The organism is Bacteroides coprosuis, from assembly GCF_020741705.1.
GTDB lineage: Bacteria > Bacteroidota > Bacteroidia > Bacteroidales > Bacteroidaceae > Bacteroides_E > Bacteroides_E coprosuis.
On record NZ_DYYK01000055.1, the window covers coordinates 1 to 12,714 of the forward strand.

The following is a 12,714-nucleotide window of genomic DNA, read 5'->3' on the forward strand; positions in this document are numbered from 1 at the left end:
AAGCTATTTTTCTTTAAAATAGAGTGTTATACACACTTGAAGGCAACCCAAATACATCTTTTGTATAGAGTCATCATTTCATCATGACACCGACATGATGAAACGATGACACCGACATAATGATGACATATCGGTGTCAAAAGAATAGGCAGAATACAAGAAAGGCCTTATCAAAAACTGTTGAGGGCACTGAAAAAGTCCTTATGAATTAAGTCTTAAAAAAAATAGCAAATACATTGGTTTGATTACCAGTTATCTGCTGTTTTTTTGTATCTTTAAGTGTAATATTCAAGCACTTATATGTTAGTACAACAACAAAAACTTCAGCTAAGCTCATATTCAGATTTGTACGATTTAGTAATTCCTAAAGACAATTTACTTCGTAAAATAAATGAGCTAATCGATTTTACTTTTGTTTATGATGAGCTAGTCGAAAAGTATTGCCATAATAATGGTAGAAATGCGGAAAGTCCCATCCGTATGTTCAAATACTTACTACTCAAAACTATCTATAATATCTCTGATGTCGATGTAGTAGAACGCTCTGGTTATGATATGTCCTTTAAATACTTTCTAGAAATGACTCCAGAGGATGAAGTTATCAATCCCAGCTGGCTTACTAAATTTAGGAAGCTTCGTTTAAAAGATATAGACCTACTCAATTTATTGATAAGCAAGACTGTTTCCATAGCTATTGAAAAAGGTATTATTCAATCTAAGTCCATTATTGTAGACGCTACCCATACACTTTCCCGCTCCAATCCAATCTCACCAATAGATGTTCTTAAAGAACGAGCTAAACAAGTTCGTAAGGTCGTTTATTCCGTAAATCAAGTAAAGCAAGGAAGTTTACCCCCAAAGAATGAAAACAATGATTTATCAAGTGAACTTGATTATTGTGATAAGCTTGAAAAGGAAATAGGATCAGATCTTGCATTGAGCTCATTGCCCAAGGTTAAGGAGAAGCTCAATCTATTAAAAGAAGCAATTGAAGACACAAAAGATCATTATACGTTATCTAAAGATACTGATGCACGGACAGGTCATAAAAGTTCTGACTCCTCATTCTTTGGATTCAAAACTCATATAGCCATAACAGAAGAACGAATTATTACGGCAGCAACCATCACCTCAGCAGAAAAGGGAGATGGTCCCCAGCTTCCAGAATTATTAAAGATAAGCAAGCAAAATGGAATTCAAGTCAACACAATTATTGGTGATACCGCATATTCAGGAAAGGAAAATTTAAAATTAGCAAATGAACATGGTATAAAAGTTGTTGCCAAATTGAATCCAGGGATTACTCAAGGTCATAGGAAGCAAGAAGATAAGTTTGACTACAATAAGGATGCAGGAATGTTCGTATGCCCAGCTGGTCACTTAGCTATTAGAAAAGCACGTCAAGGGAAAAAGAACAGTGGTAAAAATCAAACTTATACATACCTTTTTGATATTGAAAAATGTAAAACTTGTGCTCTTAAAGATGGTTGTTATAAGCCTGGGGCAAAGTCTAAAACTTATGCTGTAACCATTAAATCTGATGAGCACAGAGATCAAATGACTTTTCAGGAATCAGATTACTTTAGAGAGAAGTCAAAACACAGATATAAAGTTGAAGCTAAGAATAGTGAACTGAAAAATGTACACGGATATGGCAGAGCCTCTTCCTATGGCATTAAAAATATGCAAATGCAAGGAGCGATGGCTATTTTCGTTGTGAATTTAAAGCGAATACTCAAATTGAATATGTGATTTACTAAGGAGTAGTGCTTTTTTATCGTAAATAGAACCTATTATAGCCTAAATAAAAGACTGTTTTGTGTCCCAAAAACAATCCGTGAGCTTTTAAAAGAAAATCTGGTAAAAGAAAATATTTTCTTTTACCAGATTATTCTTTTGTTAGTACCCATCTAAAACGGAGACTTTTTCAGTGCCCTCAAATGAATTGGATAGGCTTTTTTATCATATTACTAGTTGTCCCTATCAGCTATCAATAAAAAAAAGAGTTCTCTCTATTAGACAACCCTTTATCTTCTGTTAGAATAGGAAAACAAAAAAAGAGGAGCGAACTCCTCTTCTTTCTATTTTTCTCTTTGTAGAAAACTATATTATTCAGCAACTACTTCGAAAGGAATTTCAACAGAAACTTCCTTGTGTAATTTAGCGATAGCTACGTAGTGACCAACTTCTTTTACACTGTCTTTTACTACGATAAGTTTTCTATCAACTTGTTTGCCTAGTTTTTCTAGTTCTTCTGCAATTTGAATGTTAGTTACAGAACCAAAGATTGTACCTGTTGCACTTACTTTAGTAGCAATAGTCAAAGATACACCTTCAAGGCTTTCAGCTAGTGCTAATGCATCATTCTTGATCTTTTCAAGTTTGTGCGCACGTTGCTTAAGTTCTTCATCTAACATTTTTTTCGCAGCAGGAGTAGCGATTATAGCTTGACCTGTTGGGATTAAAAAGTTACGAGCGTAACCTGGTTTAACATCTATGATGTCACCTTTATATCCTAAGTTATTAACGTCTTCTTTTAAAATTACTTGCATACTAATTTTCCTCCTTAATTATTTCATCATATCAGTTACGTATGGGAGTAACGCTAAGTGACGCGCTCTCTTCACTGCTTGTGCAACTCTGCGTTGGAACTTCAATGAAGTACCAGTAATACGACGAGGAAGAATCTTACCTTGCTCGTTTAAGAATTTCTTCAAGAATTCAGGATCCTTGTAATCGATGTACTTAATACCATTCTTTTTGAAACGGCAATATTTCTTCTTTTTAACGTCTACTGAAGGTGGAGTTAAGTATCTGATTTCTGATTGACTTTTCTGTGCCATAATTATTTACCCTCCTTTTTAGATGATTTAATATTTCTTCTCTTAGCAGCGTATTCTGCAGCGTATTTGTCCATCTTAAATGTAAGGAAACGGATAACACGTTCGTCACGACGGAAACTTACTTCCAATTTTTCGATAACAGCAGGATCTGCGTTAAACTCTAACAACTGATAGAAACCAGTTGATTTTTTTTGGATAGGATAAGCCAATTTTTTTAGGCCCCAATTTTCTTCATTGACGATCTCAGCACCTTCAGCTTGAAGAACATCTTTGAATTTCTCTACCGCTTCCTTCATCTGAACATCAGATAAAACGGGAGTTAAAATGAAAACGGTTTCGTATTGATTCATACTTACTTAAAAATTATTTAATAAAAAATCTTTTATTGCGGTGCAAAGATAGTTATTATAACTTCTCACGCAAAAGGTTTCATTAAATTTCTACCTTTTTTAACTAGGTTTTCCAAGTTAAGAAATTTATCTTTGTGTAATAAGTTGTTTAAACAAATATTTAGGATGACTGATCAATTTGAATTCGACATTAGACTAATCTTTGCCATATTAAACGGCAAAGTGTCGGCTGCGATATATCGCAAGCTTTATAGAAATTTTAAGAAGAACGGGCTAGATATTACGCCCGAACAGTGGACTGTCCTCATTTATTTATGGGAGAAAGACGGTGTCAAACAGCAAGATTTATGCGATGCTACGTTCAAAGACAAACCCAGCATGACGAGATTACTCGACAATATGGAGCGCCAACACTTAGTAGTTCGCATATCTCAAGAACAAGATAGGAGGACAAATCTTATTTACTTGACTAAAACTGGTAAAGATTTAGAGCAATCTGCACATCAGATTACTATTCAAACTTTAAATGAAGCTTTGGAAGGTATATCAGCAGAGGAACTAGAAATCTGTCAGGTAGTTATGAAGCAAATCTTCAGAAATACAACGGAAATAAAAGACATCTAACGTAAAATTGAAAAGAAGCCGTGTATAACAGTAAAAATAAGAGTGTTTTATGAACAATTATTTTTAGGATTAGATAATAATGCTTTAATTTGTGATAGAATATAAATAATCTACATAAATCACACGCAAATGAAAGGCTTATTAAAAAACTTAGGAATACTTATTATACTTATTGGTGTAGGTATTCTTGTAGGTAGTGCAATAACTCACAACCTAGACAACAATACTATCCTTGGTAGTTCTATATCTTTAATCATTATTGGTTTTATAGCTTATATTATTATCAATAAAAAGATTGTTGACTAATTCAACAACAAGTATAGTTTAAGAAGAAATTAAAAAAGCGAGTGTTATAACACTCGCTTTTTTAATTTGTATATCAGAAGTTACTCTTCACTAGGAGTAATTAATTTATAACCTTTTCCGTGAATATTAATAATTTCAACTTCTGGATCTGGTTTCAAATGTTTACGTAGTTTAGTGATATATACATCCATACTACGAGCATTGAAATAATTATCATCAATCCAAATTGTTTTAAGAGCAAAGTCTCTTTGAAGAATTTCATTTGCATGAGCACATAATAGACTCAACAATTCTGATTCTTTAGTTGTAAGTTTGGTTTGGTCTTCACCCATTGTCAACACTTGCTTTTGGGTATCAAATATAAATTTACCAATCTTATAAACATTCTTTTCCTTGTTCTTTTTGCCTCTAACTCTTCTAAGGATAGCTTCAATTCTGAATGTAAGCTCTTCCATACTAAATGGCTTGGTGATATAATCATCAGCACCAATCTTAAATCCTTCTAGGATATCATCCTTAAGAGTCTTAGCTGTTAAAAAGATAATAGGAATTTCTGCATTCACAGCACGAACTTCTTGTGCTAATGTAAATCCGTCCTTTTTAGGCATCATCACATCAAATACACACAGATCGTACTTATTTTTCAAGAATGCTTTGTAACCTTCTTCTCCATCAGGGAAAAGATCTGCGGCATAACCTTTGGCTTGTAAGTATTCTCTTAACAACATGCCTAGATTCTCATCATCTTCACACAATAAAATACGCAGTTTTTCGTCCATATCAATTATTTTTTTAATAAAGGTAATGCTATAATAAATTTCGTTCCTACATCAATATCACTTTCCACCTTAATGGTTCCGTGATGATCTTCAATAATTTTTTTCACATAGGCTAAACCTAAACCAAAGCCTTTAACGTCGTGCAGATTACCTGTATGCACGCGATAAAATTTCTCAAAGACTTTCTTCAAATTCTCTCGTTTTATACCGATACCGTTATCTTCAATAGATATCATTAGTTTATCAGAGGCATTCCATGTACGCACTGTCAAAACCAACTCTTTCTCGGGTTTCTTATACTTCACAGCATTATCCATCAAGTTAAAGACAACGTTTGTTATATGCATTTCATCAACAAAAATCGTAGCGTGTTCTGCATCTAAGAAAGATTCTATCTTTCCATTATTCTGCTCTACCTTCAAAGCAAAAGTATGCACAACACCCGATATCAAATCATTAGCATCCAGCTCTTTCATTTTCAGGGTAGCCTTTTGCCTATCAAACATAGACATCTGCAACACCTTTTCTACTTGGAATCTCAATCGCTTTGTTTCATCATTAATAACCCCTGATATATGATTAAACATAGTTGGAGATTTTCCTACTGCTGGGTCTTTTAGCATTTGAGCTGCTAATGATATGGTTGATATTGGAGTTTTAAACTCATGAGTCATATTATTCACAAAATCATTTTTCATCTCTGTAAGTTTCTTTTGACGGAAAATAATAATGATCGTAAATATAAAAGTCATCAATAAAACAGACGTAAATACCATTGAAGGAACCACGAAGTTTACTGAATCATAAATATAATCTCGCTTAGCTGGGAAATGCACTTTAATAAAGCTCATTTTAGCTGGGAGATCATTCGGAAACAAAGGTTGAGTATATGAATTATCACTTCCCTTATCTTCATAATCAGAACATCTATAAATTTCATTTCCACTTCTATCTAGTACTTTAAAATGATAGAGAAGAGTAATTCCATTATTTAGTAGTTCCGACTTTATATAGTTATCGAGCTGTTGGAAATCTATTCGATCGCCCACACTCTCTTCACTAGCCTTATACAATAACTGCCTAACAACTTCATCTACAGAGGCCCTTTGGTAGATATACCTATTTTTAAGCATTTCCGCCAAAGAACGTGATGTTTGGGGGATTGACTTAGCGTTCACCTTATTGGGTACATCTATCTTGACATTTCCACTATCTATTCTGGTCATAGATTGTACTTCAAAGGTAGAAAAGGTACTTCCATCAGGGCTTGTTATTGTGATGCGCTGTGATTGTCTTGTTATATCATTCCCTCTTGCAGCCGATTCAATATAATCTCTTCGCTCTGAATCGTAAATATCTTTTAATATCCAGCGTTCCGTCTCGGCTAATTCTGCATGCTTAGAAACACTATATAGACTCCTTTTTACCGATCCATCAAACTGTTCATTACGCATGCGAACCATCTCCTCTATATATCGAACCTGCATATAGATTAAACTGAGGAAAGACAAGCCCATAACTATGCCCAATATCCAGATTGTTGATTTTTTCATAAAACCTTAATTTAACATAACCTAATTAACATTCTATGTTAATTAGCATATTAACGTGTATTTATTAACGTCAAGACCTATTTATGGCTTTAATTCATTATTCTCTTGAATATAACAAAGTAAAGTACGTTTTAGTTTGCAAATTTAGTAAAAAATTAACTTAATAACGAGTTCTATACTAGAGTATTCATTCTAAATATGAATTTAAATAGCCCTAATCGCTATTAACAATTAGGGCTATTTTTAACTAAAAGGTATATTTTGATTACTCATTAGACTGTTTTGTTTCAAACTCTTTAATCAGTTTTTCTTGAATATCAGCTGGTAATAATTCGTAATTAGCATATTTCATAATGAAAGAAGCCCTACCACCCGTCAAGGAACTAAGTGCTGTAGAATAGGAAGACATTTCTTTTAGAGGAACCATAGCCTCTATTTTTTCATATCCTTTTTCGCTACTCATACCCATAATTATACCTCTTCTTCCTTGCAAATCACTCATTACATCACCCATATAGTTAGCAGGAACAAATACTTCTACTTTATATATTGGTTCCAATATTTTAGGACCTGCATTACGAAAAGCTTCACTAAAGGCATGCCTACCTGCTAACATAAAGGAGACTTCATTGGAATCGACTGGGTGCATTTTTCCATCATATATAATGACACGGACATCTCTAGCATAAGAACGTGTTAATGGTCCACGCTCCATTCTCTCCATTATCCCTTTTTGGATAGCGGGAATAAACCTTGCATCAATAGCACCACCTACGATACTATTTACCACAACTAGTTTTCCTCCCCAATCTAATTTTACTTCTTCGACTCCACGAACACTAATTTTAATTTCTTGTCCGTCTAGTTTATACATAGAAGGGATTTCACTACCTTCTTTATAAGGCTCTATAATTAAAGATACTTCACCAAACTGTCCCGCACCTCCTGATTGCTTTTTGTGTCGATAATTTGCTTTTGCTGTTTTAGTAATAGTTTCTCTATAAGGAATACGAGTCTCACTAAACTCAACTGGTATCTTATCATTGTGTTCTAAGCGCCACTTTAAAGTACGTAGATGAAATTCTCCTTGCCCATATACTACAATTTGGCGTAACTCTTTAGACTGAATCACAACCCATGTGGGATCTTCTTCTTGCATACTAGAGATAGCCTCCATCATTTTTTCGGTATCTCCTGTATTTACAGCACTTATTGCTCGGGAGTATTTAGGACTTGGATATTTTATAAAGTCAAATTTATAATGACAATCTTTACTATTTAAAGTGTCTCCAGTGCGGACATCTTTTAATTTAACAGTAGCTCCAATATCGCCAGCTTGAAAGCTATCGACTTTAGTTCTTTCTGCGCCATTGGCAACATATAACTGAGCCATACGTTCTTTCGACCCTTTTTTTACATTAAAAAGCTCATCGCCTTCATGAACAGTACCACTCATTACTTTAAAATAGGATACCTCACCAATATGGGGTTCTACACTAGTTTTAAAGAAGTAAAGAGATTCAGAACCCTTACCACAAGGTTCTACAGCTTCACCATCAACTGTTTCAACTTTGGGCATCTCAGAAACGAACGGAACTACGTTTGTCAGGAATTCCATAAAGCGACGTACGCCCATATCTTTTCCTGCACAAACACAGAAAACAGGGAATATTCCTCTTGCAACTAACCCTTTCCGTATTCCTTCACGCATTTCATCTTCAGACAATGAATCTTGTTCAAAGTATTTCTCCATCAAACCTTCATCATTCTCTGCAGCAGCTTCAATCAAAGCCTTATTTAATCCTTGGGCTTTTTCAAGCTCAGACTCAGGAATATCTTCAATAGTAGGTTTACCCCCTTCAGGACCCCATGTATATTTTTTCATAACCAAAACATCAATTATAGAATTGAAGTTTGGCCCTGTTTCTATAGGATATTGTACGGGTACAACATTACTTCCATAAGAATCACTTAGTTGTTCTAAAATTTGATCATAATCACATTTCTCATGATCGAGCTGATTAACTAAAAATATAACAGGCTTATTTAATTTTTCAGTATATCTAAAGTGGTTTTGCGTTCCTACTTCAACGCCATACTGTCCATTAATTAATACAATTGCTGTATCTGTTACATTCAATGCGGTTACTACACCCCCGATAAAATCATCTGCACCTGGACAATCAATAACATTCAGTTTTTTGTTATTCCATTCTATACCAAATAGTGAAGTAAATACTGAATAACCGTACTCATGCTCCACTGGAAAATAATCACTAGCAGTAGTGTTTTCTTCTACAGTACCTCTACGCTTTAGCAGACCACTTTCAAAGAGCATTGCTTCGACTAAGGTAGTTTTGCCAGACCTAGAACTGCCCAAGAGGGCAATGTTCTTGATTTCATTTGTTTGATACGTTTTCATAATGATTCAAATTTTAGATTAACATGGTGGTTTACATCACCTTAAATGATGCTTATGCAACTTAAAAATATTATACATTTAAAACAATTTTCATTCCGTGTTATGTAACATAAAAAGCAAAAAAAAAGAATGTTTATCTTTGTTCTATTAAAAAAGAATATCTTTTGATAGAAAAGATAAAAAAATACATACATAACGTTACTCTTAAGTGTCGTAACTTTTATTTAAAATAGTACATACTATGGCTGGAATATATATACACATCCCCTTTTGTAAGACTCGATGCATTTATTGTGACTTCTACTCTACCACAGAATCGCAATTGACTTCACCCTATATTAATGCATTATGTAAAGAACTAGAATTAAGAAAAGATTATTTAGGAAACGAACCTATCGAAACCATCTACTTGGGGGGAGGTACACCCTCTCAGTTATCTCATGCCGAACTTGAAAAGATATTTAATACAATAAAAAAATACTACGATATAAGTAATGTTCAGGAGATAACTATGGAAGGCAACCCCGATGACCTAACCCCAAACTATTTAAGTATGCTAAGAACCCTTCCTATTAATAGATTAAGTATAGGCATTCAGACTTTTCAAAACTCTATGTTAAAAAAGCTAAACAGAAGACATACTTCCGACCAAGCCATACAAGCTGTTAAAGATGCGAGAGAACATGGATTTAAGAACATTAGTATTGATTTAATGTATGGTTTACCCTATGAAACCATGAGTGAGTGGGAAAATGATATTCAAAGAGCAATCGATTTAAATGTAGAACACATCTCTGCCTACCATTTAATTTATGAAAAAGGCACACTTTTATATAAGAAATTAATAGAGGGTTTCATTCAAGAAGTAGATGAAGATTTTAGCTTACAATCTTTTACTAAATTAATAAATATTCTTACAAAAAACGGATTTATACACTATGAGATATCTAATTTTGCAAAACCAGGTAAAATAGCTCAACATAACACATCCTATTGGACAGGGAAAAAGTATTTAGGTTGTGGACCCTCAGCTCACTCTTATAATGGACTTACACGCGCATGGAACGTATCTTCCCTACATCAATACATGATTCAAATAAAAGCAAACAACCTGAATCAAGAAGTAGAAAATCTAGACATTACAACTCAATATAATGACTACATCATTACCTCATTGCGTACTATGTGGGGCTTGTCTTTGGAAACCCTTCAAACTAAGTTTGGAGAGACCTATTACAATTACATACTAAAACTGGCAAAAAAACATATAAATTCAGGGAATTTAGAGCTAAAAAATAACAATCTGAAACTTACCAAAAAAGGCGTCTTTATCTCTGATGGAATCATGAGTGATTTACTATTTATTGAATAGCTAACTTCCTATGTATTAACACACTTAAACAGATTCGACTATAAGTATAGTTAAAATAAAAAACTTATCTATACTTGCTTCTTTTGACTCAATAAAATACATATCTTTGCAGAAAATTTAAAATAGCTATGTCAAAGGGAGAATTAATGATTATTCTAGCCATTATTGGTTCGTTAATTTCCGGCTTAGTAGTAGGCTACATCGTAAAAGGTAGAGATATGAATAAAATTGGAAAAATAATTACAATTTTAATCTGGACTCTTCTATTCTGTTTAGGTGTAAAAGTGGGAACTGATGAGACGGTAGTAGCAAAACTACCAATAATTGGCATGGAAGCAATGCTCATAACTGTAGGAGCAATTTCTGGGAGTATCTTTTTTTCGTGGGTGCTATGGCGCCTTTTAAGTAAGAGAAATAAAATCTAAGGAATGAAAGGAAGTTTAATTATTATTGTATTCTTTATTTTAGGTACATTTCTAGGGATGAAAGGGTTAACTCCCAGTTTTATCCTTGAATACAACGTTAGTCTTTATGCACTTTGTGCCCTAATGTTTTGTATTGGTATAACAATAAGTAGCGATCCTAAAATATTAAGAAGTCTGCGAAGCCTAAACCCAAGACTACTTCTACTTCCATTGATGACTATTTGTGGAACATTACTAGGAACTGCAGTTATTGGATTCTTATTCAGCGAACACTCTATTACTGAGTGTATGGCTGTGGGATCAGGTTTTGGATATTATTCACTATCTAGTGTTTTGATTGGCGAAAAAAAAGGAGCTGATTTAGCCACCATTGCATTATTATCAAACATTATTCGTGAAATTGTAGCCCTTATGGGTGCTCCAATTTTTTATAAGTACTTTGGAACCTTTGCTCCTATAGCAGCTGGCGGTGCAACAACACTAGATACAACTTTGCCTAGTGTAACAAAAGTTGTAGGAAAAGAATATACCGTATTGTGTATATTTCATGGTCTATTACTTGATATGAGTGTAGTGTTCTTAGTTACGATATTGTGTTCGTTCTAATTTGAAAGCAGGAATAACAAGAATATAAAAAGGGATTGTCTGAAAAAGTCAATCCCTTTTTCTTTCTTATTATAAGAGTAGAGGCTCTTACAAATTTCACTTTATCAAGCCAATATCTACCATATCTATCAAATAAAAATGCTTTTTGATAAAATAATAGATTCACGATGACACCGACATGATAATGACATGTCGGTGTCATCGCATCTTCATATCGGTGTTATGATAACACTAAGATTCTGATCTTTTATAGATAAAAGCCCTCATATCAGAATACAAATAGACCTATCCAAATTTGGATAGGTCCATTTATTAATTAATTAGAATTGGAATTAAAATTTAATGTATAGTAATCATAGTTGCTCCAAAACCATATTCTTGGAATGAGGCATCTTGATAAGTACAGTGTCTATAATGTTTTTTTAACTCATCAATAATGGCTTTACGCAAAACACCTTCGCCTTTACCATGAATAAATACAATCTTTTGATTCTTGTGCTGAATATTTTCATTCATCACCTTTCTGAATTCTTTCAACTGACACTCTAGCATCGCTTTATTATCAAGACCGATAGTAGAGTCTATCAGCTCATCAATGTGTAAATCGATCTCGATAACTTCATTTTTTCTCTTTTTTACAAGAGGCTCTGATTTAGGTCTTCTAAATTCAGGTTTAGACAATAAGCCTTCTTTTAAAACTTTTGGATCAATTTGAATTGTTTTTCTGACCTCATCCTTTACTATAATATCATAAACAAGAGCAGGCTCATCAAAAAACTCTGAATCTTTAAAACTATGAAGTTTATAAAACTTCACAACATCAATTCTTTGTTCAACATCAATCGGAGATTTCATCTCAAAATTACGATCATGCTTAAATGAAATAAGCTGTACACGAACTGTATCAAGTTCATTTAAAACGTCCTTCGTAAATGTTTCTAAATACAACTTTGTATTGGGAGCTACTAAATCATGAGAACGCGAAGACCATTTATTATTTATAGTCTGATTGGAGTATGTATAGTAAAGAAAATAATTACTATCGTTTACCAAAAAAGCATCAAAAGAAGTTGTAGAAATATTCTTGATATCCTGTGGAACAAAAGCTAAATAAACATTAAGTTGCTCACCCTCTTTTGTTTCAAGAATAGGAGAATCTAAAGCCTCATCACGATTACTATCTGCTGAAGCCTTCTCTTTTTGAGCTTCTTCAGGGGTAACCTGCAAATTATAATTATCTGTTTCAACAACAACACATTCTGATCTCAATAAAGGAATATCAAAACCATCTTCGTCTTGCACCAAAACAGTATCTTTACCTTGAAAACCAGATATCACACCCCCTCCTACTTCATTGAGGAAGCGAACTTTATCACCTATCTTCATCTTTGTTAAGTTTAAATTCTATAATCTAAAATACAAACTATTCTCTAG

The 12,714-nt window shown here is 33.5% G+C and carries 13 protein-coding genes; 6 read left to right on the forward strand and 7 right to left on the reverse strand.

Going from position 1 to position 12,714, the window contains the following annotated elements; genetic code table 11:
* Nucleotides 1-300 precede the first annotated feature (300 nt).
* Nucleotides 301-1,752, forward strand: a complete 1,452-nt coding sequence (locus tag K8V80_RS03245) for an IS1182 family transposase (protein WP_276775427.1) — start codon at nucleotides 301-303, stop codon at nucleotides 1,750-1,752.
* A 356-nt stretch (nucleotides 1,753-2,108) separates the two neighbouring features.
* Here K8V80_RS03245 and rplI read toward each other — a convergent pair whose 3' ends face one another.
* The 3 genes from rplI to rpsF are packed head-to-tail and all read right to left on the reverse strand — an operon-like array spanning nucleotide 2,109 to nucleotide 3,193.
* A complete protein-coding gene (gene rplI / locus K8V80_RS03250) occupies nucleotides 2,109-2,552 on the reverse strand; it encodes a 50S ribosomal protein L9 (RefSeq protein WP_006743482.1) in 444 nt (147 codons plus the stop codon).
* Nucleotides 2,553-2,570: 18 nt separating this feature from the next.
* Nucleotides 2,571-2,843 (reverse strand): 30S ribosomal protein S18, encoded by a 273-nt coding sequence (gene rpsR / locus K8V80_RS03255; RefSeq protein WP_006743483.1) that lies wholly within the window; start codon nucleotides 2,841-2,843, stop codon nucleotides 2,571-2,573.
* Between the two features lie 2 nt (nucleotides 2,844-2,845).
* Nucleotides 2,846-3,193, reverse strand: a complete 348-nt coding sequence (rpsF, locus tag K8V80_RS03260; protein ID WP_006743484.1) for a 30S ribosomal protein S6 — start codon at nucleotides 3,191-3,193, stop codon at nucleotides 2,846-2,848.
* Nucleotides 3,194-3,358: 165 nt separating this feature from the next.
* Here rpsF and K8V80_RS03265 point away from each other — a divergent pair, with 165 nt between their 5' ends.
* Nucleotides 3,359-3,817: a MarR family winged helix-turn-helix transcriptional regulator gene (locus K8V80_RS03265; RefSeq protein WP_276775431.1), complete on the forward strand. Its 459-nt coding sequence runs from the start codon at nucleotides 3,359-3,361 to the stop codon at nucleotides 3,815-3,817.
* 129 nt (nucleotides 3,818-3,946) lie between these two features.
* Nucleotides 3,947-4,123: a hypothetical protein gene (locus K8V80_RS03270; RefSeq protein WP_006743486.1), complete on the forward strand. Its 177-nt coding sequence runs from the start codon at nucleotides 3,947-3,949 to the stop codon at nucleotides 4,121-4,123.
* A gap of 80 nt (nucleotides 4,124-4,203) precedes the next feature.
* Here K8V80_RS03270 and K8V80_RS03275 read toward each other — a convergent pair whose 3' ends face one another.
* From K8V80_RS03275 to K8V80_RS03285, 3 genes are all read right to left on the reverse strand, one after another.
* The gene (locus K8V80_RS03275) at nucleotides 4,204-4,902 is read right to left on the reverse strand and encodes a response regulator transcription factor (protein WP_006743487.1); all 699 of its coding nucleotides are present in this window, start codon (nucleotides 4,900-4,902) and stop codon (nucleotides 4,204-4,206) included.
* 5 nt (nucleotides 4,903-4,907) lie between these two features.
* Complete coding sequence (locus K8V80_RS03280) at nucleotides 4,908-6,455, reverse strand: sensor histidine kinase (RefSeq protein WP_006743488.1); 1,548 nt, start codon at nucleotides 6,453-6,455, stop codon at nucleotides 4,908-4,910.
* A gap of 265 nt (nucleotides 6,456-6,720) precedes the next feature.
* Nucleotides 6,721-8,877: an elongation factor G gene (locus K8V80_RS03285; RefSeq protein WP_006743489.1), complete on the reverse strand. Its 2,157-nt coding sequence runs from the start codon at nucleotides 8,875-8,877 to the stop codon at nucleotides 6,721-6,723.
* Nucleotides 8,878-9,118: 241 nt separating this feature from the next.
* On the opposite strand from K8V80_RS03285, the gene hemW reads away from it, so the two are divergent.
* From hemW to K8V80_RS03300, 3 genes are all read left to right on the forward strand, one after another.
* Nucleotides 9,119-10,249, forward strand: a complete 1,131-nt coding sequence (hemW, locus tag K8V80_RS03290) for a radical SAM family heme chaperone HemW (protein WP_006743490.1) — start codon at nucleotides 9,119-9,121, stop codon at nucleotides 10,247-10,249.
* Between the two features lie 128 nt (nucleotides 10,250-10,377).
* Complete coding sequence (locus K8V80_RS03295) at nucleotides 10,378-10,674, forward strand: LysO family transporter (protein ID WP_006743491.1); 297 nt, start codon at nucleotides 10,378-10,380, stop codon at nucleotides 10,672-10,674.
* A 3-nt stretch (nucleotides 10,675-10,677) separates the two neighbouring features.
* Complete coding sequence (locus K8V80_RS03300) at nucleotides 10,678-11,280, forward strand: lysine exporter LysO family protein (RefSeq protein WP_006743492.1); 603 nt, start codon at nucleotides 10,678-10,680, stop codon at nucleotides 11,278-11,280.
* 339 nt (nucleotides 11,281-11,619) lie between these two features.
* Here K8V80_RS03300 and K8V80_RS03305 read toward each other — a convergent pair whose 3' ends face one another.
* Nucleotides 11,620-12,666, reverse strand: coding sequence for a DUF2027 domain-containing protein (locus tag K8V80_RS03305; RefSeq protein WP_276775438.1), 1,047 nt, complete (start codon nucleotides 12,664-12,666; stop codon nucleotides 11,620-11,622).
* Between the last annotated feature and the right edge of the window lie 48 nt (nucleotides 12,667-12,714).